Below are 25,871 nucleotides of genomic sequence, written 5' to 3' on the forward strand. Positions count from 1 at the left end.
TTTGCGCGCTCCCGTCTCAGAATATGTCGGGTTCGCCAGCGGTGCGGCCGAAATCCGTCTGCAGGAAATCGAAATCGCATCCGGCATCCGCCTGGGTAACGTGTTTCGAGAAGATGTAGCCATAACCACGCTCGTAACGCGGCGGCGGCGCCTGCCATGCGGCCCGACGCTGGGCGATCTCCTCTTCGCTGACCAGCATGTCGAGACGGCGCTGGGGCAGATCGAGCCGCACGATATCGCCGGTCTTCAGCAGGGCAAGCGGCCCGCCGACGAAGCTTTCCGGCGCGACATGAAGAACGCAGGCGCCATAGGAGGTGCCGGACATGCGGGCATCGGAGATGCGCACCATATCGCGGTGACCCTTCTTGATCAGCGCCTTGGGGATGGGCAACATGCCCCATTCGGGAAAGCCTGGGCCGCCAAGCGGGCCCGCATTACGCAGAACCAGAACGTGATCGGGCGTCACATCCAGATTTTCATCGTCGATTGCCGCCTTCATCTCGGGGTAGCTATCGAAGACCAGCGCCGGACCTTCATGGAAATGGAGTTTCGGATCGCAGGCGGCGGGCTTGATCACAGCACCATCCGGGCAGAGATTGCCGCGTAGAACGGCAAGCGATCCTTCAGCGTAAACAGGGTTATCCAGCGAGCGGATGACGTCGTCATTATAGACCCGCGCGCCTTCGAGGTTTTCGCCCATGCTGCGGCCGGTAACGGTGAGCACGGAACAGTCCAGACGGCTTTCGATCTGCTTCATCAGGGCTCGCAGACCGCCCGCATAATAAAAATCCTCCATCAGGTAATCTTTGCCGGAGGGGCGGACATTGGCGATAAGCGGCGTCACGCGGCCGAGTTCGTCCAGCTCGTCCAGCGTCATCGGTACACCGGCGCGGCGCGCCATGGCAATCAGATGCACGACGGCATTGGTGGAACAACCGGTCGCCATGGCAACGATGGCCGCATTCCGAAACGCGGCCGCAGTAAGAATACGATCCGGGGTCAGCTCCTCGGCCACCATTTCCACAATGCGACGGCCACAGCCTGCCGACATGCGCTGGTGTTCGGCGTCCACCGCCGGGATGGAGGAAGCGCCGGGCAAAGTGAGACCGAGCGCATCGGTGATTGCCGTCATGGTCGATGCCGTACCCATGGTCATGCAGACGCCGGCGGAGCGGGCAATGCCGCCCTGCACGCCGCGCCATTCTTCATCGGTCACGTTACCGGCCCGGCGCTCGTCCCAGTATTTCCAGGCATCGGAGCCGGAGCCCAGCACCTTGCCGGCATAGTTGCCGCGCAGCATCGGCCCGGCTGGAAGATAGATCATCGGCACGCCGGCCGAGATCGCTCCCATGACGAGGCCGGGGGTGGTCTTGTCGCAACCACCCATCAGCACCACGCCATCCAGCGGATGCGAACGGATCATTTCCTCCGTCTCCATGGCGAGCATGTTGCGATAGAGCATGGAGGTCGGCTTGGTGAAACTCTCATCGACCGAAAGCGAGGGCATCTCGACCGGGAAGCCACCTGCCTGTAGGACGCCGCGCTTCACATCCTTCACACGTTCGGGAAAATGCGAGTGACAGGTATTCAGCTCCGACCAGGTGTTGAGAATGCCGATGACGGGTTTGCCGGCAAAATCCTCCTCCGAATAGCCAAGCTGCATCATGCGTGAGCGGTGGCCGAAACTGCGCAGATCGTCAGGCGCGAACCAGCGGGAGGAACGGAGTTTTTTGTCGGTCATGTCAAAGGTCCTGCTTTACGGGGGCGTGGCGACGAAGGCTTAGTCCTGCTTCAGCGTCTGCCCGCTTTTCGTATCGAAGAGGTGGATATGTTGGAGCGGCGCCGACATGCGGATGACTTCGCCAGCCGATGTCGATGTCTGCCCCGCAAGATGCAGGGTGACGTGGCTGCCGTCACCGAGGTTGCCATAGAGATAGGATTCCCCGCCGAGCTGCTCTGCCGTGCGCACGGACATGGTCACCGCACCATCCGGTGTGGGCTGCACATGGTTGGGGCGAATGCCGAGCGTGACCTTCTGGCCGGGTGCGTAGGAAAAGCCGCTCTGCGGCAACGGGATCAATTCGCCGGTCGCGATTTTAAGGGACGGCTGACCTTCTGCTACTACTTCGCCGGCGAAGAAGTTCATCTTCGGCGAACCGATGAAGCCTGCTACGAAAAGGTTTGCGGGGCGATTATAAAGATCGAGGGGAACGCCGAACTGCTCGAGCTTTCCGGCGCGCAGCACGGCAATCTTGTCGGCCATCGTCATGGCCTCGACCTGATCGTGGGTCACATAGATCATGGTATTGCCAAGACGCCGATGCAGGCTGGAAATCTCGCCGCGCATATCCACGCGGAGTTCCGCATCGAGGTTCGACAGCGGCTCGTCAAACAGGAAAACCCGCGGTTCGCGCACGACAGCGCGACCGATCGCGACGCGCTGTCGCTGGCCGCCCGACAGATCCTTCGGCCGCCGCTCAAGCAGCTGGTCGATCTGCAGCATCTTGGACACCTGTGAGACCTTCTCGACGATGTCTTTTTTCGGCGTGCCGATATTTTCCAGGCCGAAGGACAGGTTTTCCCGGACCGTCATATGCGGGTAGAGCGCATAGGACTGGAACACCATGGCAAGCCCGCGATCGGCAGCCGGAACCGCGTTCACCACGTCGCCGCCGATGACGATATCGCCGCCGCTCAGCTCTTCAAGACCGGAGATCATGCGCAGCAGCGTCGATTTTCCGCAACCGGACGGGCCGACGAAAACACAGAACTCGCCGTGCTTGATATCGAGATCGATACCCTTGATGACGTCGAGGGCGCCATATGTTTTTTTGACCTGACGAAGCTCTATACTTGCCATTGTGTCATTCCCTCCCTTGAGGATCATTTTCCGCCGGTCGATGCGATGCCGGTGGCGATATATTTTTGCAGGAACATGAAGACCAGCGCGATTGGCGCCAATGTCAGCACCGTCATGGCCAGCAGGTTGCTCCACTCTGTCGTCATTTCTCCCTGGAAGGAGTTGAGCGCCAGTTGCAGGGTGAAATTGTCGTTGCGCGTCAGCACGATAAGCGGCCACAGGAAGTCGTTCCAACGCCACATGATGGCGAGGATGGCCAGCACCGCTAGCGCCGGTGCAGACAGTGGCAGGATGATGCGCCAGTAGATTTTCCATTCGCTGGCCTTGTCCATGCGTGCCGCATCTAGGATTTCATCCGGGATGGTCAGCATGTACTGGCGCAGCAGAAATACGCCTGTCGGTGTGGCCGCTCCTGGAATGATCACACCCCACAGGCTGTTGATCATGCCGAGCTGGCTGGTGATGAGAAAAAGAGGAACGAGCACGACGGTCTGCGGGATCATCAACGTTCCGACGACGAGTGCCAGAACCACGCCTCTGCCCTTGAAGCTGTATTTCGACAGTGCAAAGGCCGCCATCGAGTTCACGATCAGCATGATGACGGTCGACGTCACCGTTATGAAGGTCGAGTTCCAGAAATAAAGCGGAAAGTTGAAGCGCTGGAAAAGCTCGGTGTAGTTCTCCGTCGCCAGTGCCACCTTCTCGGCCGGGCGCAGCTCGTTGAACGGCATCTTCATGACTTCGCCGGGCTTTGCCGGATCCACCACCTGGGCGACGAGCCCGACGCGCCTGATCATGCCGAGCTTGCGGCCTTCCTTGTCGACAAAGGCCGGCAAAGGTGCGGCCTGACCGTCAATGACCACGGTTTCCTGCGCATAGGGAAGCAGGCGCGGCGGAAACCGCTGGAGGTCGGCTTCCGTCTTGAAGGAGGAGAGAACGAGCCAGAGAACGGGTCCGAACATCATCAGAACGGCAACGCCGAGATAGGCGTAGGACAGCCAGTCGGTCCAGTGCAATTTGCCGTTTCTGCCGCGTGTGCGGGTTAGAAATGCGCCAATCCTAGCCATCGACTTTGCTCCTGTTGGCCCGGAATTGCAGGGCAGTCAGCACCACGAGAACCACGGCAAGCAGCAGCGAAGCGGCCGCGGCCAGTCCGAAGTTGCGGGGTGTTCCGGCAAAACCAGTCTGATAGATGAATTGAATGATGAAGGTCGTTGCCGAACCCGGCCCACCGCCGGTAAATGCGAAGACTTCATCGAAGGTCTGTACGCCCTTGATGAGGGACAATACGAGAACCACGAGCATGGTCGGGGCGAGAAGCGGCATTGTGATCCGGCGGAAAATCCGCCACGGGCTTGCCTTGTCCAGCTGTGCCGCCTCATAGACGTCACGCGGAATGGCCTGAAGACCGGCAAGCAGGATGAGCGTGTAGAAGCCCATATGCGCCCAGACGGACAGGAATACCGACCATCCAAAGGCAAGGTTGGCCTCCAGCAGCCAGTCCACCGAACCGATACCGAGGGAATCGAGCGCAGCGTTCAGGACGCCGAAACGCTGCAATATCCACTTCCATATCAGCGCCACGACCACCGGTGAAAGCAGCACGGGAAAGAAGAAGACGGCGCGGAAGAAACCGCGTGCCCTGATGTCACGGTTGAGCACGACCGCCGTAATCAGAGAGAAGCCCACCATGAACCCGACCTGCAGCACCACGAAGAAAAGCGTGTTCCAGACGGAGCGCCAGAAAAGATCGCGCTGACAGGAATTGGGATCGAAATAGTTCTGGCACGAGAGAAGGACCGAGAAGTTTTCGCCGCCCACGGAGGGGCGTTCCGACAGCAGGATATGCTCGCTGCCTGTCACTGAATAAGCCATGTTGAGAACGATCGGCAAAAACGCGAAGACCGCAAACAACAGGAGGTTGGGTGTCAGAAACACCCATGCGATGCGCCGATGCCCGAGCATTTTCTGCAAGAGGGCGAAAGGCAGCTCTATGATGCCCATGACGGGCGCAAGAAGTCTGTACATTGATGGTCCTCCTTCGATCCGGCGCGGCGCGGCAAGGCCGCGCCGGAAGGCGATGGATCACTTCGCCTGTTTCAACGCTTCCTCAAGATCGGCCTTCGCACGTGTCATGGCGTCGTCGACCGTGCTTTCGCCAACAATCGCCTGCGTGACGCGCTGGACGGAAATGTTGAACATCGCACGGTTGTTCTTGTAGCCCTGATAGGCGTAGGCGATGGGGCTGATACCAGGGACCTGATCCAGCCACGCGTTCATGGCCTTCTGGGTCGCCGGGGTTGCGCCGGTGTAGTCGATAGGCTTTGCGCCGACGGCCTTGTGAGCCGGGACGTTGCGGGTACGGACGGTGAAATCGAGGTAATTTTCGTCCTGCGCGAGGAAGTTCAGAATATCCGCGACGATCTTGGGGTTCTTGGTCTGCTTGAAGCCCACGATACCCGTTCCGCCTGGCATGCCGGTGCATGCGGCCGGTCCGCATGGCTGCGACACGACTTCCCAGTCGAAAGCATCGCCGACCTGACTGTCGAAGCGCGCTGTCTGCCAGCTGCCGGAATAATAATAGACGAGCTGACCGTTGATGAATTCCTGCGCCGCATCGCGGTAGGTGTTGCCACCCTGACCGGCCCAGACGTCACGCGCCATGGTGCCGTCCTTGTTCCACTCGACGAATTTCTTCACGAAAGTGGTGAAGCCCTCGTCGACCAGGATCGGCTTGCCGTCGGCGTCGAAAAGTTTCGCACCGTAGGAAATAGCCGGACCGGCGATACGGTGACCGGAGCGGTCGATCGCCATGGGGTATGGCGAGCCGGTGGCCTTGGCCACTTCATTTGCTGCCTTCGCCCAGTCGTCAAAAGTCGCATCCTTGCCGGGAACGGCGACTTTCGCCTGATCGAACAAGGTGCGGTTGATGAAGGCGCCGGTAATGGTAAGCTGCGTCTGCATACCATAGATGCCCTTGTCGTCCGGGCCGCTACGATACCATTTCAGCACATCGCCGAAATTGTCCTGCCAGTACTTCGCATCCACGTAGGGCGTCAGGTCGAGATAATAGCGATTGAGGCCGCCAAGATCGGTGACGGTTGCGAAATCCGGGCCGCTGCCGCCGGCGAGCTGCACCGGCAGGCCTTCGAGAAGCGCCTTGTAGGGCACGATATCCGTAACGATCTTGACGTCAGGATGCTGTTTTTCGTAACGCGACAGGATGTCCTTCAGGACCTCGCAGCCGTTGCCGTCATAGGCGCAGGTGAAGCGAACTTCCTGTGCCTCAGCGGCACCGGCAAAAGATGCCGTCCCCAGGGCCAAGGCAAACGCCAGGCTGTATTTTCTGCTCATCTGGTTTCCTCCCTTTAGATGATTATGCCGTGGCGGACGCGCGCGGAGCCCAACCCTTGAGCCGCTCATTGTCAGCGGTCAGCGGCAGGCGAACGGCCGTGCCTTCCTGTACCGATGTGTAGATCGCGGTTACGAGTTCGATGGACTGCAAGCCGTCCGTAATCGTCACTTCCTTGCCCGCGCGACCCTCCATCGCATTGGCAATCGCCTCGACAAAACCGGTGAAGCCGTTTTCGCCATCTTTAACCGTTGCGAGGACGGCGTCGATCTGGTCCTGCGTGGTCGGCGCCCGCGCCGTAAAGTGCCATTTATCTTCCGCCGGACGATAGGGCAGCGTTCCGCTTTCGGCCGTGAAGCCTTCGAAGCAGAACCGCAGACGGGACGTGTCGTCGGCTGCACCAAGCGTGACCGAGCTGGTGGCGAGCGCGCCGCTCTTCATGCGGAAGCTGATGGCGGCGCAGTCTTCCGTCTCGATCCTGTTCACCCGGGTGTCGGCCATGGCGAAGACCTGTTCCACCGGACCTAGGACATGGCACAGAAGGTCGTGGGCATGGATGGCGTGACCGAGGATCGCGCCGCCGCATTCACCCTTCCAGGTGCCGCGCCAGGGAATGTCGTAGTAGCTCGCGCCACGGTTCCAGTGAACTTCCGAGCTTGCCACATAGGCTTTGCCAGCAAGTCCGGCGTCGATGAGGGCGCGCAGCTGCCGTAGGGCGGGACCAAAACGATACTGGAAAACCGGAAAGACGCGCCGTCCGGTCTTCTTGACAGAGTCCATCAGCGCATTTGCTTCCTCCAGCGAACGCACCAGCGGCTTTTCGCAGACCACGTCCTTGCCGGCCGCGTGGGCCTTCAGCATTACGGGGAAATGCAGATGCGGCGGCAGGCAGACGTCTATGAGCGAAATGCTTTCATCGGCGAGGACTTCTTCGAGATCCGCCGTGATGCGGATGGAAGAATTTTCGCCAGCCACCGCCCGTGCCCGCTCCACATCAAGATCGCAGATCGCCTTGACGGTGAAACGTTCCGGCAGCGCCAGATAACCGGTGAGATGCTGTGCGCCGATACCGGCGCCGATAATGGCGACGCCGATCATGCTGCGGTTCCTTCAGCCTTGGCCTGCGCCTGAAGCGAGAGGTCACAAACCTTGAAGACGTGTTCCTGCGTCATGGCAGTTTCCGTGCGGTTGCGGATATCGTCGCATACACGGGCGAAGTAGGGCAGGCCGGCACCGGATGCGTCGATATATTCGCAACGGTCGCCATTGACGAGGATCAGACGGTCTGTGCCCTCGGTGTTGCCGACATCGACGTATTTGCGCAGTTCGATGTAACCTTCGGTACCGAGGATCGTCAGGCGGCCATCACCCCATGTCGGCAGTGCATCGGGTGTGTACCAGTCGACGCGGATATACCCATGGCCCTTGTCGCCGCGCAGCACGACTTCGCCGAAATCCTGCAGGCCCGGATCGCCCGGATTGGCGTAATTGGCAACGGTGGCAGATACGATCTCAACCTCGGTGGAGCCGGTAAAGAACATGAACTGGTCGATCTGGTGGCTGGCAATATCGGTGAGAATGCCGCCATAGGCCTCGCGTTCGAAGAACCATGTCGGGCGAATTTGTCGGTTCAGGCGGTGCGGACCAAGGCCAACCGTCTGGATGACGCGGCCGATGGCACCCTGTGCAACCAGCTCGGCGGCTTTCGTGACGCTCGGGACTTCGAAGCGCTCGGAAAAATCGACGGTCCAGATTCTTTTGGTCTTGGCAACGGTCTGGCGCAGGCGCTCAAGCTGGTCGAACGTGGTGCAGCCCGGCTTGTCGGACATGACGTCCTTGCCCGCTTCCATGGCAGCGATGGCAAGATCGGCACGCTTGGACGGAATGTCGGCAATGATGACGAGATCGATGGTTTGGTCAGCCAGCAAATCCTCCTTGGAGGCAGCACGCGGCACGTCCGGGAAGCGCTTTACGAAACCTTCGACCACGTCCGGCTCGCCTTGCGTCCACCAGCCCGCAAATTGCGCACCGGCATCCAGCATGTTCTGCGCCATGCCGAAAATGTGCCTGTGCTCTATGCCGAGAGCCACGAACTTGATTGGTTTACTCATCCTGCAGTTCCACTTCCTTGCCGGTTTCGGCTGAGTTGATGATCGCGTCGATCAGTCTGTGAGACAAAAGAGCTGCTTCACCGGTGACGACCGGCGGGCGCCCTGAAGAAATGGCGTCGACGAAATCGTCGAAAACGCCCTGATGCCATTCATGCGTGAAAGCCATAGGATCGGCGCCGCCGCCGGTGCCGGAAGCGGCACCACCGAAGGTTTCCTGGCGGCCGTCGCGCCAGTCGACATGCAGCAGGCCGGATGCGAGCCGCAGGCTTGCCTTGTCGAAATGGAGAAGAATGGATTCAGGCGCACCGGGAAAGCTTGCGGTGCTCGCGACGAGCGAGCCGACGGCGCCGTTTTTGAAACGAAGGCCGGCCGATACGTAATCCTCGGTTTCCATCTTGTGAAAACGCGTCGTTGCCGCCATGGCCTGCACGCGGGCCACGGGGCCTGCAAGGCTCAGGGCCAGATCGATCGTGTGGATTGCCTGCGATATCAGAACGCCGCCGCCGTCACGCGCAAGCGTGCCGCGTCCCGGCTCATCATAATAGGCCTGGGTACGCCACCACGGCACCGAAATCTCGCAAAGGCCTAGTTCGCCGAGCGTGCCGGATGCGACCAGTTCGCGTGCCTTTTGCGATGCGGCGCGCATGCGGTGCTGGAAAATGATACCGAGCGTTACACCCGCATCGCGGCAGAGCGCTACCAGATCGGCCGCTTCCCGCGTGTTGCGGGCGACAGGCTTTTCGAGAAGAATGTGTTTGCCGGCTCTTGCAAGCGGACCGACGATATCGGCGCGGGCATTGGGCGGCGTTGCGATGATGGCGAAATCGACATCCCGGTCACGCGCGGCTTCCTCGAATGACGCGTATACGGCAACGTGGTGACCGGTGTGTTTTGCCGCTTCCGCAGCCAGCGCTTTCGCGCGGCCGGAGCCACCGTCGACAATCGCTTTCAGGCGGATTTTTTCAGGGCTTGCCGCACAGGCAAGCACGTGCGTCTTCGCTACCATTCCGGCACCAACGATGACGCAGGTCTTGATATTTTGCATTCGGGAGCCTCCTTCCCATGGCCATTCAATTGCATACCGGTATGCCGGTTGTCAACACACCAGTGTTCCGGTATACCGGTTATAGAGAAAGACATTTGGAGAGCGTATGCCAAAGATCCCGATGACAGGCGGCACGGTGCCGATGATGGAACGACTGGATTTCAACCGACCGGTTGTGGACCAGATCTATTCGGCGCTGAAATCTGCCATCCTTTCGAGGGAGCTGTTTCCGGGCCAGGCCGTGTCGGAAAACGAGATTGGCCAGTCCTTCAACTCCAGCCGCACCCCGGTGCGCGAGGCGTTGAGCCGGCTGCGAGATGACGGTTTGATCGTCACCCTGCCGAGCCGCGGGACCTATGTCTCGAGACTGTCGGACAAAAATATCCGCAGCGCGCAGTTCATTCGTGAGGCGCTGGAGGTTGCCGCTGCCCGCAGGCTCTGCCAGACCGGCATCCCGGCCGAAGCGGACCAGGAAATCCTGCATGCGCTGGAAGGCCAGCGTGTGGCGATGGAGCTTGGCGACAAAAAGGCCTTCCGTATCCATGACGACCAGTTCCACAGCGCCCTTGCCGCCGCAACCGGCCTCGAAAGGCTGGAGACCCTGTTGATCCGGGAAAAGGCTGGGCTAGACCGCCTGCGAGCGCTGGCGATTACCGACGAAGCACACATGGCCAGACTGCTGACGGAGCATGAGGCCGTCTACAATGCAATAAAGGCGCGTGAGGAGGAGAGCGCGGTGGATTATCTGCGCCAGCATCTCCGCCGCGTCCTCGGCATTCTGTCGCAGATCTTCGAAGCACATCAGGAATATTTCGAATAACGCCACGCTGCGCAATTCAACGGTTCAGACAGAAAATGACAACAGCAAATTTCGACAACGCGCCTGCGATCGATCAGGCAGGACTCCTGTGCGACCAAATCAGCATTCTTGCGGAAAGCCCGGTGTGGGACGAAAGACGTCAGGTCCTGTTCTGGTGTGACATTCTTGGCAAGAAGCTACGTTCAGCTGGGCTGGGCGGCGTCCAGTATCGTGAATGGACGTTCCCGGAAACCGTCTCCAGTCTTGGGCTCTGTCAGAGCGGTGATCTGATTGCCGCTTGCGGAATGGATATACTCATCCTCAATCCGGAAAGCGGCGCGCGGCGCACACTTCATTCCATTCCCGCACCTGAAGGCATCGCCTGCCGGCTGAATGACGGACGTGTCGGTCCGGATGGAGCTTTCTGGGTTGGTACCATGCACAATGTCCCGCTCTCGCAGATGCAGCCCCATGGAGAGCTCTGGCGTATTACGAATAATGGGGCCGAACGTATCCAGACCGGACTGACATGTCCCAACGGCCTCGCTTTTTCGCAGGACGGTTCCGTCATGTGGCAAAGCGATTCCGTGCAGAAATGGATACGCAGGCGGAATTTCGACAAAACCAACGGTGTATTTGATGAAGGTGTGCTCGTCGCACAAATGCAGGAAGAGACCGGAAGGCCCGATGGTGGATGTCTTGACATAAGCGGCCGATATTGGAGCGCGGGTGTCTCTGCCGGCGTTTTGAACATTTTCTCGGAAGACGGCAGTCAACAGATCGGGACGGTAAGGATGCCTGTTCCGCATCCAACGATGCCCTGCTTTGGCGGGCCGGATTTCGGCTCGCTTTTCGTGACATCGCACCGCCATAACATGACGCAAGACAGGCTGAGCGAGGTACCTCTTTCCGGTGGCGTTTGGGTCATTCCGTCCGGCATCAAGGGCTTTCCCGCATTCCGTTTTGAGGATGGCAGGTGAAGCCCAAATCGTAAGTCTTTGATCTTTGTTGCCCAACGCAAGTGATGGGTTTCGGCCAGTCTACGTCAGGCAAATTCGTCCTGTTGATCCTGTAGTCTGGCCGTAATCAGCATCGCTTCCGCATTGGTAGATATTGCGGTCGAGATCAGCGTGTTCCGTGCTTTTCCTGCAAAAGCCGGATGGTGAGGTGCTGCAGCAGAATGATGGTCTTGGCGTCGCGAATATCGCCGCGGCTGATCATCTGCATAGCGTCTGGCAGAGCGATTTCCAGCACATCTATGTCTTCTCCCTCGTCCGCGGAGCCGCCGCCTGTGCCCACTTTATGGTTCTCGGCATATTCGCCGTAGAAAAAGGCGAGGTATTCGGTGACCGATCCGGGGCTCATATAGATATCGAACAGATGGGTGAGTTCGGAAACCTCATAACCGGTCTCCTCCATCAGTTCCGCACGCATGCGCGCTGCCGGTTCAGCGCCTTCCAGCAGCCCCGCCGGTGTCTCGATCAGCGACTCGAGGCCGCCGTTCAAGAGAACCGGCAAACGGAACTGGCGGGTGAGCAAAACATGGTCGTTTGCGGGGTTGTACAACAGGCATGTCGCTCCGTTGCCGCGATCATACGCCTCCCGGGTCTGCCGTTGCCAGCTTCCGTCCCTTAGCTGAAGTTCATACTCATATTTGGTCAGTCGTCCCCAATCATCCGCCAATACGCGTTGCGAAATCGGGCGGTAAACACTGCTATTCATCAAGTCACCTCGTCATTATCTGTCTTTTCAAAGGCCGTGCAGCCGGCCTTCGACTTGCGTGCGTGTCTCGCCGCCGACCCATATCTGGCCGGTATCATCGCGGGTCAGGTAAATGCGGCCTTGACGGCCAAGACGTGTGCCCTGGGCGGCGACATAGTCTTCCGCGACCACGCCTGTCGCAAACAGCCATTGCGCCAGCGAGGCGTTGAGGCTTCCGGTGACCGGATCCTCGGCGATGGCGCCCAGATGATCGCTGAAGAAGGCGCGAACCTCGAAGGCGGCTTCGCCGCCATTTGCGTGCGGACCAACGACGCCAATGTCAATGCGGCCGGGCCAGCTGCGGACCGGCTCAAGGGCAAGCACCTTCTCAGCCGATGCCAGCCTGATCCCCAACCAGCCGGGGCCATTGTCGATCCATGCGGCATCAACGATGTCGCGTGTCTCTATTCCCAGCAGCAGCCGGGCCTCTTCCAGCTCTGCGGGTGTCGGCGCGCCTGAACGGATAAGGGGCGGAGCGGCAAAGGAAAGTCGACCATGCGCGTGCCGGATCGTCACCAGACCGGCACCGCATTCCTGAACGATGCCCGTTTCGCTTTTGGGCAGGCCGTTTTCGGAAAGCCAGGCATGGCAAGTGCCGAGCGTAGGGTGTCCGGCAAAAGGCATCTCCCGGTCCAGTGAGAATATCCGGACACGGTAATCAGCCTGGGGGTGGGTGGGCGGCAGCAGAAACGTGGTTTCGGACAGATTGAACCACCGCGTCAATCGCTGCATGTCATCCGTGGTCAAGGTGTCTGCACCCGTGACGACCGCCAGCGGATTGCCAGAAAGCGGGCCGGAGCCGAATACATCGATCATATGGATAGTAAAGGTCATTGCATCGTTCTTTCAGTTCGGATCGATTGTCGGCGCGCACTGTCTACTGCGTAATCCGTTCCAGCACGCGGCTCAATGCCCGCTTCAATGCGCTCGAACCGCCATTGCCGTCAAAGTCCTGAAGAACCTGCTCGTTCAGGCCACCCTTGGTGGCGAATTCGCGGCTGAGATCGGTAAAGTCCGTGTCCTTGCCGGCAAGCAGCGCCACTTCGGAGAGGCCGGCGAAGAGGGGTGCAAGATAGGCGCGGCCCTTTTCTTCCGGCAGGCCGTTTTCCGCCAACCACTCCGTCGTCTGTTGCAGAATGCCGAAATAGGTTGCCATCAGGGCGCTTGCGGCGGCGAGAAGGTCGTATTCCGCCTTTGTTTCACATTCCACCGCATTTCCGAGCACGTTGAAGATCGCGGCGGTATCCGCATCGGAGGGGTAAACGGCCGTGACGCCTTTGCGGCGGGCGACAAAAGGCAGCGGGATCGCCTGGGTCAGGCGCACATCCGCGCCGATCCAGTCAAGCAGTGCATGTCGACCGGTTGCGGCAACGACGCTTATGACTTTCTGCCCCTCGCGAAACCGCAGCGGCCGGATGACGTCCTCGGCGATCTGCGGGCGGATGGCCAGAACGACGGTATCGCAGCCGTCGACAATCGCCTGATTGTCGCTGGAGACGATCACCTGCGGGAAATCGGCGGCAAGCCTGGCCGAGATATCCGCGCTGCGTTGGGACACCATGATATGCGGCACGGCGGCAGGCGTGCTGAGGAGCCCCCGCACCATCGCATCGGTGATAGCGCCGGTTCCGATAAAGCCGATTTTCTGGGGAAGGGACATGATGACTCCATTGCATTGATAGGAAGGAACGATACATCGGTACGGCTGACGCAGGAAGGCAATGAAACAATCTCTAGATTGCCGGGGGCTGGCATATCTGCCGAAGAAATGGCGTGGCAACCGGATCGGCCACCTCACATACCCGTTAAATCTCTCCGAACCAACGGGCTGCTGCCCTTGCGAATTTCTCCTTGTCCGGAGCAGACTCCGTGGCCCAGGCGACGATACCATCGGGGCGCACCAGGACTGTGCTCAAGCCCAATTGATCGATGGCATTGCCGGCGACATAGGAAATCCGGCCGTTCCAGCGGCCTGCCAGCGCTTCAAGCGATGCGTCCACGCTAAAATTCAAAAGCAGACCTTTGCCCTCTCTCAGAAGTTCGCCGGTGCTCCTCCCGTCCGCCAGTGCGAAGTCCGGAACGCTTCAGCCCACCAGCGGATCGTTGCCGCCTAGCTCGTAGCGGAGGGAAATGCCCCATACGCGCTCGGCGAAATATGTCGCGCCGTCGCGGGTCTCGATGAGATCGCGGATGATGGCTTCCAGCGCCCGTGTACTCCGGCTTGGGCGCATCAGTGCGACCTGGGCGCGCGACCAGTCAAGGACCTGTGCACCCACTGGGTGTCGCTCACAGTCACGGCCGATGCTCCCGGAAAGCGGCGGCCAGTGTGCGCAGCGCCTCACGGGATCTGCTGTCGGTAAGGGTCGAGAACATCACGATCTCGGTGGAAGGCAGCGGCGGGAGGCTGAAACGCTGGCTGACCTCGATTGTACCGGGTGGCGCCAGGCGGCAGGAGAATGCCGAAATGGCGAGACCTGCCGAAACGGCCGCGGTCACCATCGATGAGGTGCCGCCAAGAAAGACTTCCGTCCACGCGATGGCGGCGGAATCAAGAGCACGAGCGGCGATGTCACGTACACCGCAGGCGGGCGAAAGCGCTGCCAGTCGCAGCGGCTCGCCCTGACGATGCTCGAATTGCGGGGCTGCGAACCAGCCGAAATGCTCTGGCCCGAGCACTTCGCCATCACGCCTGTCATCCTCGCGCCGGATGATTGCAGCATCGATCTCGCCGCGGTCGAAGGCATCCAGCAACGTGCGGGAATTGTCCATCCGCACTTCTATCGTCAGTCCCGGATCGTGCGCGTTGAGCCGCGCCAGCAGCGTTGGCACTTCCGGCCCGGCAACATGGGCGGCGATGCCAAGGCCAAAGCGTCGGCGCGTGGAAAAAAGCCCTGCCATGGCGCGATCGTGCGCGGCAAGGAATTCGCGGGCTGGTGTTAGAAACACGGCGCCTTGCGCGGAAAGCCGCACCGAACGCGGCGTCCGCTCAAGAAGCCGCTGGCCGAGCCGGTCTTCCAGTCGCTTGAGCTTGACGCTGATGGCACCCTGCGTGGTTCCGAGCGTTTCGGCAGCGCGGGTGAAGCTCTGCAGATCGGCGATGGTGACGAAAGCCTGAACGGCATCCACATCCAGAGTGGTCACTTTAATCATCCAAATTTGTTGTCTCTGAAATATCCAAGCATCCAATTCAGTTATGGTCAAGCTTTCACTAATTTGCCTTGGACTCTGCAAAACACGGATCGAAGCGTGCATGTCTTCTGATGCTTCAGTCCGAACCACGAAAGGCTGAAGAATGACCCTTGCCGTTACCGCCCCAACCCGGAGTAGAAGTACCATTGCGCTCGCTGCCGTCTGTCTCTCCGCTCTGATGTTCGGGCTGGAAATCTCCAGCGTGCCGGCGATCCTGCCGACGCTCGAGCAGGTGCTGCACGCGGATTTCCGGCAGCTGCAGTGGATCATGAACGCCTATACGATCGGCGTGACGATGGTGCTGATGGCAACCGGCGCGTTGGCCGACCGCTTCGGTCGCAAACGCGTCTTCATCGCGACCATCGTCGCTTTCGCCATTTCCTCCCTCGCCTGCGGCATGACTGAAAGCGTGGCGGTGCTGATCGGCGCACGCTTCCTTCAGGGACTAAGCGGTGGAGCGATGCTGGTATGCCAGATCGCCATTCTGTCACATCAGTTCCGCACGGCCCGCGAGCGTGGAATGGCTTTCGGCTGGTGGGGTATTGTCTCCGGCGTCGGGCTGGGTTTCGGGCCGATCATCGGCGGAGCCATCGTTGCGCTGTGGAGCTGGGAGTGGGTATTCCTCGTTCACGTGGCCCTCGGCATCCTGACACTGTTCCTTGCCGCAAGCGGTGTGGAAGAATCGCGTGATCCGGATGCGACCCGTCTTGATCTTGCCGGTATCGCCACACTTTCGGTTGCCGTGTTCTGCCTTGCGTTTTTCATCACCCAAGGACCGGAACTCGGCTTTGCCAGTTCAAAGGCACTTCTGATCCTTGGTCTATCAGTCGCGAGTTTTATCGCCTTCGTGATCGTCGAAAAGCTCACTCCAAGGCCGATGTTCGATTTCTCCGTATTTCGCATCCGGCCATTTTCCGGCGCGATTATCGGCTCGGCGGCGATGAACATCAGCTTCTGGCCGTTCATGATCTATCTGCCGATCTGGTTTCAGGCGGGCCTTGGTTATGACAGCGTCACCGCCGGTCTCGGTCTGCTTGCCTATACGCTGCCAGCGCTGGTCGTACCGCCGTTGGCCGAGCGTCTGTCGCTGCGTTATCAACCCCGTCTTGTCGTCCCGGCCGGGCTGTTCACCATCGGTCTCGGTTTCATGCTGATGAAACTTGGCAGCAGTGTCGCAGATGCGAGCTGGCTCACCATGCTGCCCGGCTGCATCCTGTCCGGTGTCGGGCTTGGCCTCACCAACACGCCGGTCACCAATACGACAACCGGTGCCGTTCCCGCTGCCCGTTCCGGCATGGCCTCCGGCATCGACATGAGCGCGCGAATGATCTCGCTTGCCATCAACATCCCGATCATGGGCTTCATTCTGGTTGAGGGCGTCTGGTCGTCGCTTAGGGCCAACCTGCCGTCCGGCGCGGATTTGCCCGCCCTGCGTTCGCTCGCGGAGAAGATCGCGGCGGGAACCGCGGGATCGTCGGTGGAGCGTGTTTCGGATGCACTCGTCCATCAGGCACTCGCGGACGGTTTCGGTCTGGTCATGCTTTATGCTGGCATCAGTGTCTGGTTGCTCGCCGCTCTGAGCTTTGTGGTTTTCGGCCCGGCGCGAAAGCTTGCCCACGGTTAGTGGTGCCCGGGCGCTGGGACGATAGTCAGGCGGATTTCAGGATTTGCAGTCCTGCCGAAGGTTGGGCGGCCGCAGTCTCCTCGCGGCTCCAGCGGCCAAAGGCGGAGCGGCCCAAAATCGCAATCGACGTATCCTCCTGCGGCGCATGGACGAGCACCGTCTGGATGTCGCGGAAATGTCGTTCGAGGCCCAGTTCGCTACCAAGACCTGGATTGCCGATGCCGCGCACTGCGATCTCGACGGCATCACGCAGCTGCCGGCCGGCAAGCAGCCTTGCCCTGATGAATCCTTCCGCATCGCCATTGTTGTTTTCGAGCGTGCCGAAAATGATCTGGCGGGCGCCGGAGACCAGAAGATCGATTTCGCCTGAAAGCGTTATGAAACGTTCCGTGCGGGCGATGGGATGGCCGAGATTGGCCGGCACACGCTCATGCGCGAAGCGGATGAACTTGGCCTGAGCGGCTTCTGCTACGCCGAGGTAAAGCGCTGTCAAAGCCAGCGTGAGTGCCGCATGCGCCCGGTTGTCCTGCTGGGCGACCGATGGATCGACGAGGTCGATGACGTTTTCCGCCGGGATTTCGACATTGGCATATTCGACATCGTGCGATCCCGTAGCGCGCATGCCGAGGCTCTGCCAGTTCTCGATGACCTTGATGCCCGGCAACCCGTTCGGCACCACGAATGTTCCCACCCGCGCCGGCGTTTCGTCAGTATGCGCCCAGACAAGGAAATGCGTGAGACCATATGCGCCCGTCACGAAGCGTTTTCGGCCCGTGATAGACCAGCCATTGTTTGTCCGGCGGGCGAGCGTCGCGGGCAGGCCACCGCGCGCCGGCGACCCCAGCTCCGGCTCGACACGCGCGGCATTGAGCAGCAACGGCCGTTGTTTGGCGTCCATCAGAAGCCGCCGGTAGAGATCTTCGGGCCAGTGGTTTTTCGCGGCCTGGGCGAGATGGGTAAAGATCGTCATGGCGCTGATCAGCGCCACGGAAGGATCGCCCCGGCCAAGTGCCGCGAGAATGTGGGCGGTATCGGCAAGCGTCGCTCCTTGGCCGCCATAACGTGTCGCAACCGTGCTTTCGAGGAGGCCGCTTTCGTGAACGGCACGGATACCCGTCCAGGGAAACTGGCCAGTCTGGTCCGCATCCGGTGCGGCCTGTTCAAGGATGCGAGCGGTTGCGTCTAGGACAGTTGGGTCATGAGACATGCGTGGTCGAGGCTCTCTGGCTGTGGGGAATACCATTTCCCCATCAGGGGCGATTGGCTCCGTCTGCACTTCAAAAAAATGCCCGGTCAGGCGACCGGGCCGGATCGCGGCATTATGCAGCGGTCTTTTTCTTCGCATCTTCCCGTTCGCGAATGCCTTCGCGGACAAGCGGCAGGATGTAGCGGCCATAATCCACCGCGTCGTTGTAATTGTCGTAGCCGCGGATCGAGATCAGGTCAGCGCCAAGATCGATGTAGTCGAGGATGGAATCCGCAATGGTGCGTGGCGAACCGACCAGCGCAGTGGTGGCGCCGCTGGCATTGGTGGCGGTGACCGTCGGATACCAGAGGGCGCGATCATGCACATCGCCGCGTGCGGCGATTTCCAGAAGCCGTTGCGAACCGACATTGGCCGGGCGCGGCGCGTTGAGCGGTGCGCGTGTTACACCTTTCTGGCGGTTCTCGTTCAACCGATCCAGAGTTCTGTGAGCCTTTTCCCAGGCAAGCTCGTCCGTCTCGGCGACGATCGGCCGGAATGTGACCCAGATCCGGGGGCGATCCGTGCGGCCCGCCTTTGCGGCTTCCGCATAGACCCGCTCGATCTGCTGTTTGGTTTCGGCAAGCGGCTCTCCCCACAGGCCGAAGATATCGCAGAGCGAACCACCGATGCGATAGGCGGCGTCCGAGGAGCCGCCGAGCGAAATCGGAATAAGCCCGTTTGTGGGCCGCACCGCGCTGCGGAATTGCTTGAACTGGTAATATTTTCCGTCGAAGTCGAAGGGCTCTTTCGAGGTCCAGGCCAGGCGCAGGATGCGGATATATTCCTCCTGGCGCTCATAGCGTTCTTCCTTGTTGAGGAAGTCGCCTTCACGCGCCTGTTCTTCATCGCTGCCGCCGGCAATGAAGTGCACCACGACACGTCCACCACTCAACTGATCGAGCGTCGCGAGCGACTTGGCCGCAACTGTGGGATAAACCGTGTTCGGCCGCAGGGCGACGATGATCTTGATGTTTTTCGTGTGCGCGAGCACCGTGGCGCCCAGCGTGAAAGGATCGAAAGACGATGAGGAGTAAGGGATCAGCGTATAGTTGAAACCGTAATCATCAAGGGCGCGGGCATAGCGCTCCAGAAAAACAGGATCCACAGGTGCGTCTGGAACGGGGTTTAGATCGTTCGATGCATTGGGAAAGCTTACGCTGATAAATTCCGCGGACATGGGCGCTCCTTCAGGTTCAATGCAAGCATGTTAGGGCGCGGCGCAGGAACGAGGAAGACAGGTCTTTCTTTTTCTATCGAATATGTAGAAAATATTCCCTGTGACGGCCTTCGATATAGGACCAGCAACCGCCGCCGCGTTTCCGTCTTCAAGTCGCTGCCACGAAGTGGCAATCGCTCGGTGCCCTAACGGTTAAAAGGTGGGCGACCAGCCCAGGCTCGGAGCCACCGTGTCCGCCAGATCGGTCAGCAGTTGTATGTTTTCGGCGAGACCGAAGGCAGGCGGCAAAAACAGCACGACCTCATCGGCTGCTGCAAGGCCCGGATCGTTGAATACCGATGCCAGCACCTGATCGGGCGTGCCCTGGAAAACGGGCGAAATTTGAAACCCCGCTGGCTGGGCTGCCTGTTCGAGAGCGCCTTTGGGGCGAGACGCGGCAATACCCTTGGTACGCCGCTCCAGATCATAGGCGGCGTATTTTTCGCGAAGCTCGGCCGTGGTGCCAACCAGGATGGAGGCGGCGACGGCGACCGGAGGCGGTTCCGTTGTCCATGTCTTGCGCCATGTGAAACGGAAGGCCTCGATGATGCGGGCCTGATATTCCCCGAAGCTCTCGCCTTCTGCCTGATCGTGCTGGACGGTTCCCGAGATAAGGCCGATGCCGAGTTCCGCCGCCTGCACAGCCGAAGCAATGCTTGCTGCACCCTGCCGGATGCGCGAACGCAGTGTCGGGCTATGCGGCGTGACACGCAGTGCCGTGCCCTCCGGGTTGGATTGGCCGCCTTCGACACGGTGCAGGACATCGCCAGCGATTGCCGAGAGGAAGCGGGCCTGACGACGTCTGGCCTCTGTGCGGGCATCGGTGTCGACCGTGCCGAATACCGCGTCAAAGGCGGCGTTTGCGCCGGTCGAAATGGCAAGTTCCAGTCGCCCATCAATCAAAAGGTCGGTCGTGCCGGCCGCCTCGGCAAGCAGGATCGGATCCTGATAGCGCATGGGGATGACCGCAGAACCGAGCGTAATATGCCGGGTATGCTGGCCGGCAGCGGCGAAGAACGGAAGCGGTGAGGACAGATAGTGATCGAAATGCCGCTGATAGGCCCAGCCGGACTGGTAGCCCAGTTGTTCGGCAGCCTTGAACAGTTTGATACCCTCACGCAGCCCCTGCGCCGGCCCGGCATCGTCGCTGAAAGATACGCGGGTATTGAAGCCGAGCCGCTGTTTGGGGCGGAAGGACGTGGACGCAGTATCGATGGGTGCAGCGATGGTCATGCGATCTTTTCCTTATCGTGAACCCGCCGGGGCAGCGGCTGTGGCGCACGGGCGATGGTTGCGGCACCGGATGGGATCGATTCCAGCAGCGACGCGGTATAGGGGTGCTGCGGATTGTCGAAGATATCGACGACCGTTCCATGTTCGACGATACGCCCGCGCTGCATCACCGAAACGGTGTGGGCGAGCTGGCGTACCAGTGCCAGATCATGGGAGACGAAAACATAGGTCAGGCCGAGCTTCGCCTGCAGCGAGAGCAGCACATCGACGATGTCTGCCTGGACGCTGACATCAAGTGCGGAGGTCGGCTCGTCGAGCACGATCACATCCGGTCGGAGAACCAGCGCCCTTGCAATGGCAACGCGCTGGCGCTGGCCACCCGAAAGGGCCGTCGGCTTGCGGTTGAGAAGGTGTTCGCTCAAGCCCACATTGGCCAAAGCCTCACGAACAGTTTCGAGCCGTTCCGCACGGGTTCCGATCTTGAAACGATCAAGCGGCTCGCGCACCAGCTGTTCGACACTCCAGGTGGGATCAAGCGAGGTAAACGGGTTCTGGTAGACGAACTGAAGATGGCGCCAGGTTGCACGCAGCGACGTACGGGAGCGGCCGGTCAATTCTTCGCCGGCTACCGATATCGTGCCGGTGTCGGGTTCCTCCAGGCCAAGCAGCAGCCGAATGGTTGTCGTCTTGCCAGAGCCGGACTCACCAACCAGCGCATGGGTGGTACCTGCAGGCACGTTGAAGGAGACGTTGTTGACCGCCGTCAGCACCCTGTCGCCGACCCTGAAATTCTTGGTGACGGCATTGACCGCGATCTTTGGCGTCGTCGTGGACTCTGCCTTCAGCAGACGGAAACCCGGATCGCGCAGCCGGGCGTAGCGATCCGGATTGAGTGCCGGCACGTCCGCATGCAGCTTCCTTGCATAGGCAGAGGCCGGTGCGGAAAACACCGATGCGGTGCTTCCGGCTTCCTGAACCTTGCCACCCTTCAGGACTACCAGCGAATCCGCCCGTTCGGCGGCGATCGCCAGATCGTGTGTGATGAGGAGCATGCTGATATCCAGCTCGTGCTGCAACCGCGAGAGCAGATCGAGGATCCGCTTCTGGATCGTCACATCGAGCGCAGACGTTGGCTCGTCTGCGACCAGAAGTGACGGGCGCGGCAGAACCGCAAGGCCTATGAGCACCCGCTGCAACATGCCGCCGGATAATTGGTGCGGGTAGGACTCGTAGACAACACCCGGGTTTTCCAATCCCACCTGCGCGAAGGTCTCGAGAATGAGGGCCTTGCGGATCGCCTTGTCAGGCTCGTCGAGAAGTGCGGCCGCCTCCATGGCCTGCGCGCCGATTGTCCGCACCGGATTGAGCGAATTGCCTGGATCCTGCGGGACAAAGCCGATGGCGCGTCCCCGCAGCGGTCGGAAGTTGCGCTCTGGCAGTCCCAATATCTCCTGATCACCAAAGGTGACGTGGCCGGTGGCATGTCCCCCGCTTGGCAAAAGCCGAAGGACCGCGCGGGCGATTGTCGATTTGCCGGAACCGGACTCGCCAATGAGGGCAAGGCTCTTGCCACGGCCGAGTTCGAAACCGACATTGCTGACGACCTCCTGGCCTCCATAGGCAACCGAAAGATCGTTGACCCGGAGAAGCGGGACAGGAGCCTGCTGCGGCTGCGGTCTGGCCGCAAAGGTAACGGGGCGGGCGATAGTGGTGGTCAGTCTGTCTTGCGTAGCCATCGGCTGATCCTGTTTACAGAGAGGACGGTCGCGATTGTGACGAAGGCGGGGGCGTATACGAGCCACGGCCATTTGAGGTAATCCTTGCCGATCGAGATCAGCAGGCCCCAGTCCGAGGCGGGCGGCGGGTCGCCGTATCCGAGAAAGGCAAGGCTTGCGATCACGAGGATCGACTCGCCGAACTGCAACACGGCAAGCGGCAGCACCGAGCGTGACGCGTTGGGCAGAACGTGGCGCAGAAGGATGAACCAGCGCGAGCCGCCGAGCAGGTACGAAGCCTCCACGAATGTCGCCTGTCTGGTCTTGATGACCTCCGCACGCGTGACGCGGGCAAAGACCGCTACGGCGGAGACGCCGGTGGCGATGGCGGCATTGATGGTCTCGAAACCGATGGCGGTGACCACGATCACCGCCAGCAGAAACTTTGGAATTGCCAAGAGCACATCGACCAGCCGGGCAAGTGTGATATCGACCCAGCCGCCGAGAAAGCCCGCAAGAAGCCCGATGAGACCGCCGGCGAAAACGCCGATGACGACCGCGACGAGTGCGCTGGAGACGGAAGAGGACGTGCCATAAACGACGCGTGCGTAGACATCGCGGCCGAGGTGGTCGGTGCCGAACCAATGCGCAAGACTTGGGCCGAGCAATTTGTCCGTCGGCACCCCGACGACCGGGCTGTGACTGGTAAAAAGGCCGGGCGCCAGTGACCAGGCGACGACGAGCGCGATAATGGCGAAGGACAAGGCGACGGTCAGCGGTATCCGCAGGCCTGTCAGCCTGTTTGCAGGGGTCGCACCCGGCAGGGAGGCGTTCGAGGCGAAAGTCATGGTGTCACCGCCTTGGTGGTGGTGGAGGAATCCTCTGTAATGGCCAAGCGAGGCTTTCGCGCGCCGAGAATTTGCACGCGTGGATCGAGCAGGGGATAAAGAAGATCGGCAATCAGGTTGACGAGCACGAACACCACGGCTCCCAGCGAAACGATCGCTTGCAGGACGGGCAGGTCCTGCGTGCTCACGGAGCGCTGCACCAGGCTGCCGAGACCGGTTCGCCCAAAGACAGACTCGGTGATCAGTGAATTGCCAAGCAGTTCACCGACGGTGATGGCGATCACGGTGACGACGGGCAACGAAGCAGGCTTGAGCAGATGCTGTGCAAACAGCCGCGCCTGTCCGATGCCGCGGCTGCGGGCGACGGCCGCGTATTCCTGTTCTGCCTCCCTGTCGAGGTTCGCTATAAGTACCTCGGCGATTTGCGCAGAGAAAGGAATTCCGATTGTGATTGCGGCAAACACCGTTGCCCAGAAGCTATCTGGTTCGATAACGCGGAAGAGGCGCAGCTGAAAGCCGAAGAGATGGATCAGTATCAGGCCAATCACAAAATTAGGTGTCGAGAGAAACAGCGATGGGAAAGCTCGTAGCAATCCCTGGCCGTAGCGCTTTGGTACCACCTGGGTTCCGTAAGCAACGGCCATTGCGAGAATCAAGGCGACGGCAAGTCCCGTGGATGCAAGGATCAGTGTCGATGGCAGCACTTCAGCGATGAGGGTCGCCACCGGCCGGTTGGAGCGCATCGACATGCCCAGATCACCAGTCAGAAACCCCGACAGGGACGACCACAGCTGCACGAGAACCGGTCTGTCGAGGCCCTGCGCGGCGATGATTTCCGCGATCTCCTGCTCGGTGAACCCGTTTTGCGGGTTCCTGAGCACGCTGGTGATCGGGTCGCCAGGCAGGATGCTGACGACCACGAAGGTGAAGACATAGGCCAGCAGTATGACGACGACCGCCTGGCCAAGCCGCTTTGCGGCGTAGGTTAGGTAGGCATTGCTCATGCCGGTGACCTCCTTCAACGTTGCCCTGTTGTGCGCATCAGTCGCTGATGGAGGCGGTATAGTAGCTGGCATAAGCCACGCCGTTATACACTTCGCCCTTCAGCTTCGGGGACTGCACGTAGATCCGCTGCACGATCTGCGTTCGCGGAATGAAATAGCCCTGCTCAAGGACATATTTCTGCAGCTCATCGAGAAGCGGGCTGCGCTCGTCGACAGAGCCGGCGCCGGCGATCTTGTCGCGCAATCCGTTGAGCGTCGCGTCGCGGTCGTCAAGGGCGAACCAGTTCTCGCCATTGTTGGCGTTGGTGAGAATGCTGGCGACGGTGCCTGCATCGATGAAGCTGCGCGTCACCTCATAGGTCGGGATGGCCGCACCGCCGAATTTGACCTTTTCACCAAAGGTCACGACGTCGTAAGCGCGAATAGCGACTTTCCAGCCGAGCTTGCCGAGTTGCTGGGCGATGAGTTCATCGACCGACTTGGATGTCGCGAGATAGGGATTGGAGTGGATTGTCAGCGACAGCGGTTTGCCGTCTTTGGTCCGGATACCATCGGCGCCCTTGACCCAGCCCGCCTCGTCGAGCAGCTTTTCGGCCTTGGCGGGATCGTAAGCGAGAAGTGCGCTGTGGTCGGTCGCGCCCGGCACGTTGCTCTGGATGAAGGACGTGGCGAGCTTCCAGTCCGGCGTATAGACGGTGTCGATGATTTCCTGACGATTTACACCGGCCTGAAGTGCCTGGCGAACCTTCACATCATCATAGGGCGGAAGCTTGGTGTTGACCGCCCAGCCGTTGACGAAGCCGAGATAACGCGGCGTTGCGACGGTGAAGCCCTCTTCGTGCAGTGACTTCAGCTCCTGCGGCGAAGCATTATAGGCGACATCGGCCTGGCCGGACTGGACCGAGGCGACACGCAACGACGGTTCCGACACCAGCTTATAGGTGATGGAATCGAGGAAGGCTGGGCCGGTGTGGCCAACGGCGGCAGGACCCCAATTGTAGTCCTTGCGCTTGACCAGCTTGACGTAATCTCCCTCCTTCCAGGATTCGACCACATAGGGGCCGCTGCCGGAAGTCTTGCTGAGATCGGCCTGCTGGGTGGCGGGCTGGGCGATGGTCTTCGGCGAGATCAGGATCGAGCCGTGGTAACCGAGCGTCGGAATAAAGCCGAGCGTCGGCTTCTTGAAGAAGACCTTCACCGTGGATGCGTCCACCGCTTCAGCATGGTCGTAGGTCTTGGGGAAAAGACCGATCGGGTTGATGCCTTCGCTCTTGCGTCCGGCATACCAGATGTCGAGATTGGCGACGACCGCCGCTGCATCCAGCGGTGTGCCATCGGAGAAGGTCACGCCGTTTTTGAGGTGAAGCGTGAATTCTGTGGCATTGTCGTTCTGCTCCCAGCGCTCGGCAAGCCAGGGGCTGACCTTACCATCGGCATCGACATAAAGCAGCTTGTCGGCGACATGGCCCCAGATATGGCCCTGAAAGCTGGAAATGGCGCTGTTATTCGGGATCCAGGTGTCGCCGAGAGAATCGATGAGGAAGGTGATGTCGCCGCCATTGCGGGGGGTATCTGCTGCCCCAACCGGAGCAGGCGCCATCGTCGTCAGAAGCGCGATTGCCCCTGCGAGAGTGGTGGTCAGCAGACCCCGACGGGAGAAGGAAAAAAGCGAAGAACGTATCGTCATTAAGAAATCCTGATTGGTCGCGTTGTTTCTTGTCTTTGTGATTTCAGGAACTATCGCCGCTCTGGCTGGTCTTTTGCGGGCACACGAAAGGCTTCACACGACAGCCTTGCCGGTGGTTTCAATGTCCTGAAATCGGGAAAAATGTGCCTGCGTTACCTCTTGGAGGGTCCGACCGATGTCA

22 protein-coding genes and 1 pseudogene are annotated in these 25,871 nt (G+C 60.3%); 3 read left to right on the forward strand and 20 right to left on the reverse strand.

Features of this window, described 5'->3' with window-relative positions:
• Nucleotides 1–16 precede the first annotated feature (16 nt).
• Genes araD through ASD46_RS10095 form a run of 8 tightly spaced genes read right to left on the reverse strand, consistent with a single transcriptional unit; the run spans nt 17 to nt 9,368 of the window.
• The gene (gene araD, locus ASD46_RS10060) at nt 17–1,741 is read right to left on the reverse strand and encodes an L-arabinonate dehydratase (RefSeq protein WP_019566605.1); all 1,725 of its coding nucleotides are present in this window, start codon (nt 1,739–1,741) and stop codon (nt 17–19) included.
• A gap of 39 nt (nt 1,742–1,780) precedes the next feature.
• Complete coding sequence (locus ASD46_RS10065; protein ID WP_060642175.1) at nt 1,781–2,860, reverse strand: ABC transporter ATP-binding protein; 1,080 nt, start codon at nt 2,858–2,860, stop codon at nt 1,781–1,783.
• Nucleotides 2,861–2,883: 23 nt separating this feature from the next.
• A complete protein-coding gene (locus ASD46_RS10070) occupies nt 2,884–3,927 on the reverse strand; it encodes a carbohydrate ABC transporter permease (RefSeq protein ID WP_003518047.1) in 1,044 nt (347 codons plus the stop codon).
• Complete coding sequence (locus tag ASD46_RS10075) at nt 3,920–4,888, reverse strand: carbohydrate ABC transporter permease (RefSeq protein WP_003518048.1); 969 nt, start codon at nt 4,886–4,888, stop codon at nt 3,920–3,922. Before ASD46_RS10075 ends, ASD46_RS10070 begins: the two co-directional genes overlap by 8 nt.
• 57 nt (nt 4,889–4,945) lie before the next feature.
• Nucleotides 4,946–6,214: an ABC transporter substrate-binding protein gene (locus ASD46_RS10080; protein ID WP_060642176.1), complete on the reverse strand. Its 1,269-nt coding sequence runs from the start codon at nt 6,212–6,214 to the stop codon at nt 4,946–4,948.
• Between the two features lie 22 nt (nt 6,215–6,236).
• Nucleotides 6,237–7,310, reverse strand: a complete 1,074-nt coding sequence (locus tag ASD46_RS10085) for a Gfo/Idh/MocA family protein (protein WP_060642177.1) — start codon at nt 7,308–7,310, stop codon at nt 6,237–6,239.
• Nucleotides 7,307–8,323 carry a Gfo/Idh/MocA family protein gene (locus ASD46_RS10090; protein ID WP_019566602.1) on the reverse strand — a complete coding sequence of 339 codons (1,017 nt, stop codon included), beginning with the start codon at nt 8,321–8,323 and terminating at the stop codon, nt 7,307–7,309. The genes ASD46_RS10085 and ASD46_RS10090 overlap by 4 nt, the downstream gene beginning before the upstream one ends.
• Nucleotides 8,316–9,368, reverse strand: a complete 1,053-nt coding sequence (locus ASD46_RS10095) for a Gfo/Idh/MocA family protein (protein ID WP_060642178.1) — start codon at nt 9,366–9,368, stop codon at nt 8,316–8,318. The genes ASD46_RS10090 and ASD46_RS10095 overlap by 8 nt, the downstream gene beginning before the upstream one ends.
• Nucleotides 9,369–9,474: 106 nt before the next feature.
• On the opposite strand from ASD46_RS10095, the gene ASD46_RS10100 reads away from it, so the two are divergent.
• Nucleotides 9,475–10,188, forward strand: coding sequence for a GntR family transcriptional regulator (locus tag ASD46_RS10100; RefSeq protein WP_003518055.1), 714 nt, complete (start codon nt 9,475–9,477; stop codon nt 10,186–10,188).
• A 35-nt stretch (nt 10,189–10,223) separates the two neighbouring features.
• Entirely contained in the window at nt 10,224–11,147 is a 924-nt protein-coding gene (locus tag ASD46_RS10105; protein ID WP_025595266.1) for an SMP-30/gluconolactonase/LRE family protein, read from the forward strand.
• A 145-nt stretch (nt 11,148–11,292) separates the two neighbouring features.
• On the opposite strand, the gene ASD46_RS10110 is transcribed toward ASD46_RS10105, so the two are convergent.
• From ASD46_RS10110 to ASD46_RS10130, 5 genes and pseudogenes are all read right to left on the reverse strand, one after another.
• Nucleotides 11,293–11,889, reverse strand: coding sequence for an NUDIX domain-containing protein (locus ASD46_RS10110; protein WP_019566599.1), 597 nt, complete (start codon nt 11,887–11,889; stop codon nt 11,293–11,295).
• 27 nt (nt 11,890–11,916) lie between these two features.
• The gene (locus ASD46_RS10115) at nt 11,917–12,762 is read right to left on the reverse strand and encodes a PhzF family phenazine biosynthesis protein (protein WP_025595265.1); all 846 of its coding nucleotides are present in this window, start codon (nt 12,760–12,762) and stop codon (nt 11,917–11,919) included.
• Nucleotides 12,763–12,805: 43 nt separating this feature from the next.
• Nucleotides 12,806–13,588 carry a pyrroline-5-carboxylate reductase gene (locus ASD46_RS10120; RefSeq protein ID WP_060642179.1) on the reverse strand — a complete coding sequence of 261 codons (783 nt, stop codon included), beginning with the start codon at nt 13,586–13,588 and terminating at the stop codon, nt 12,806–12,808.
• 145 nt (nt 13,589–13,733) lie between these two features.
• Nucleotides 13,734–14,219, reverse strand: a pseudogene (locus tag ASD46_RS10125) (FAD-dependent oxidoreductase); the annotation flags it as partial.
• Between the two features lies 1 nt (nt 14,220).
• The gene (locus ASD46_RS10130) at nt 14,221–15,078 is read right to left on the reverse strand and encodes a LysR family transcriptional regulator (RefSeq protein ID WP_003518061.1); all 858 of its coding nucleotides are present in this window, start codon (nt 15,076–15,078) and stop codon (nt 14,221–14,223) included.
• Between the two features lie 142 nt (nt 15,079–15,220).
• Here ASD46_RS10130 and ASD46_RS10135 point away from each other — a divergent pair, with 142 nt between their 5' ends.
• Complete coding sequence (locus ASD46_RS10135; RefSeq protein ID WP_025595262.1) at nt 15,221–16,741, forward strand: MFS transporter; 1,521 nt, start codon at nt 15,221–15,223, stop codon at nt 16,739–16,741.
• 25 nt (nt 16,742–16,766) lie between these two features.
• Here the strand turns inward: ASD46_RS10135 and ASD46_RS10140 are convergent, their stop codons facing one another.
• The 7 genes from ASD46_RS10140 to ASD46_RS10170 form a co-directional block, all read right to left on the reverse strand.
• On the reverse strand, nt 16,767–17,948 hold the full coding sequence (locus ASD46_RS10140; protein WP_025595261.1) for an acyl-CoA dehydrogenase family protein: 1,182 nt from the start codon (nt 17,946–17,948) through the stop codon (nt 16,767–16,769).
• A 112-nt stretch (nt 17,949–18,060) separates the two neighbouring features.
• Nucleotides 18,061–19,164, reverse strand: coding sequence for an LLM class flavin-dependent oxidoreductase (locus tag ASD46_RS10145; RefSeq protein ID WP_003518064.1), 1,104 nt, complete (start codon nt 19,162–19,164; stop codon nt 18,061–18,063).
• A 192-nt stretch (nt 19,165–19,356) separates the two neighbouring features.
• Nucleotides 19,357–20,436 carry an LLM class flavin-dependent oxidoreductase gene (locus tag ASD46_RS10150; protein WP_025595260.1) on the reverse strand — a complete coding sequence of 360 codons (1,080 nt, stop codon included), beginning with the start codon at nt 20,434–20,436 and terminating at the stop codon, nt 19,357–19,359.
• Nucleotides 20,433–22,172 carry a dipeptide ABC transporter ATP-binding protein gene (locus ASD46_RS10155; protein WP_060642180.1) on the reverse strand — a complete coding sequence of 580 codons (1,740 nt, stop codon included), beginning with the start codon at nt 22,170–22,172 and terminating at the stop codon, nt 20,433–20,435. Before ASD46_RS10155 ends, ASD46_RS10150 begins: the two co-directional genes overlap by 4 nt.
• On the reverse strand, nt 22,151–22,999 hold the full coding sequence (locus ASD46_RS10160; RefSeq protein WP_003518068.1) for an ABC transporter permease: 849 nt from the start codon (nt 22,997–22,999) through the stop codon (nt 22,151–22,153). Before ASD46_RS10160 ends, ASD46_RS10155 begins: the two co-directional genes overlap by 22 nt.
• Nucleotides 22,996–24,003 (reverse strand): ABC transporter permease, encoded by a 1,008-nt coding sequence (locus ASD46_RS10165; RefSeq protein ID WP_003518071.1) that lies wholly within the window; start codon nt 24,001–24,003, stop codon nt 22,996–22,998. Before ASD46_RS10165 ends, ASD46_RS10160 begins: the two co-directional genes overlap by 4 nt.
• Before the next feature lie 37 nt (nt 24,004–24,040).
• Nucleotides 24,041–25,690 (reverse strand): ABC transporter substrate-binding protein, encoded by a 1,650-nt coding sequence (locus tag ASD46_RS10170; protein WP_025595258.1) that lies wholly within the window; start codon nt 25,688–25,690, stop codon nt 24,041–24,043.
• Nucleotides 25,691–25,871 lie beyond the last annotated feature (181 nt).

It is taken from the genome of Rhizobium sp. Root491 (assembly GCF_001427205.1).
GTDB lineage: Bacteria > Pseudomonadota > Alphaproteobacteria > Rhizobiales > Rhizobiaceae > Agrobacterium > Agrobacterium tumefaciens.

Excerpts from the sequence above, each read along its gene's own strand:
- araD (WP_019566605.1), bottom strand. The coding sequence starts at position 1,741 with ATGACCGACAAAAAACTCCGTTCCTCCCGCTGGTTCGCGCCTGACGAT.
- ASD46_RS10065 (WP_060642175.1), bottom strand. The coding sequence starts at position 2,860 with ATGGCAAGTATAGAGCTTCGTCAGGTCAAAAAAACATATGGCGCCCTC.
- ASD46_RS10070 (WP_003518047.1), bottom strand. The coding sequence starts at position 3,927 with ATGGCTAGGATTGGCGCATTTCTAACCCGCACACGCGGCAGAAACGGC.
- ASD46_RS10075 (WP_003518048.1), bottom strand. The coding sequence starts at position 4,888 with ATGTACAGACTTCTTGCGCCCGTCATGGGCATCATAGAGCTGCCTTTC.
- ASD46_RS10080 (WP_060642176.1), bottom strand. The coding sequence starts at position 6,214 with ATGAGCAGAAAATACAGCCTGGCGTTTGCCTTGGCCCTGGGGACGGCA.
- ASD46_RS10085 (WP_060642177.1), bottom strand. The coding sequence starts at position 7,310 with ATGATCGGCGTCGCCATTATCGGCGCCGGTATCGGCGCACAGCATCTC.
- ASD46_RS10090 (WP_019566602.1), bottom strand. The coding sequence starts at position 8,323 with ATGAGTAAACCAATCAAGTTCGTGGCTCTCGGCATAGAGCACAGGCAC.
- ASD46_RS10095 (WP_060642178.1), bottom strand. The coding sequence starts at position 9,368 with ATGCAAAATATCAAGACCTGCGTCATCGTTGGTGCCGGAATGGTAGCG.
- ASD46_RS10100 (WP_003518055.1), top strand. The coding sequence starts at position 9,475 with ATGCCAAAGATCCCGATGACAGGCGGCACGGTGCCGATGATGGAACGA.
- ASD46_RS10105 (WP_025595266.1), top strand. The coding sequence starts at position 10,224 with ATGACAACAGCAAATTTCGACAACGCGCCTGCGATCGATCAGGCAGGA.
- ASD46_RS10110 (WP_019566599.1), bottom strand. The coding sequence starts at position 11,889 with ATGAATAGCAGTGTTTACCGCCCGATTTCGCAACGCGTATTGGCGGAT.
- ASD46_RS10115 (WP_025595265.1), bottom strand. The coding sequence starts at position 12,762 with ATGACCTTTACTATCCATATGATCGATGTATTCGGCTCCGGCCCGCTT.
- ASD46_RS10120 (WP_060642179.1), bottom strand. The coding sequence starts at position 13,588 with ATGTCCCTTCCCCAGAAAATCGGCTTTATCGGAACCGGCGCTATCACC.
- ASD46_RS10130 (WP_003518061.1), bottom strand. The coding sequence starts at position 15,078 with ATGATTAAAGTGACCACTCTGGATGTGGATGCCGTTCAGGCTTTCGTC.
- ASD46_RS10135 (WP_025595262.1), top strand. The coding sequence starts at position 15,221 with ATGACCCTTGCCGTTACCGCCCCAACCCGGAGTAGAAGTACCATTGCG.
- ASD46_RS10140 (WP_025595261.1), bottom strand. The coding sequence starts at position 17,948 with ATGTCTCATGACCCAACTGTCCTAGACGCAACCGCTCGCATCCTTGAA.
- ASD46_RS10145 (WP_003518064.1), bottom strand. The coding sequence starts at position 19,164 with ATGTCCGCGGAATTTATCAGCGTAAGCTTTCCCAATGCATCGAACGAT.
- ASD46_RS10150 (WP_025595260.1), bottom strand. The coding sequence starts at position 20,436 with ATGACCATCGCTGCACCCATCGATACTGCGTCCACGTCCTTCCGCCCC.
- ASD46_RS10155 (WP_060642180.1), bottom strand. The coding sequence starts at position 22,172 with ATGGCTACGCAAGACAGACTGACCACCACTATCGCCCGCCCCGTTACC.
- ASD46_RS10160 (WP_003518068.1), bottom strand. The coding sequence starts at position 22,999 with ATGACTTTCGCCTCGAACGCCTCCCTGCCGGGTGCGACCCCTGCAAAC.
- ASD46_RS10165 (WP_003518071.1), bottom strand. The coding sequence starts at position 24,003 with ATGAGCAATGCCTACCTAACCTACGCCGCAAAGCGGCTTGGCCAGGCG.
- ASD46_RS10170 (WP_025595258.1), bottom strand. The coding sequence starts at position 25,690 with ATGACGATACGTTCTTCGCTTTTTTCCTTCTCCCGTCGGGGTCTGCTG.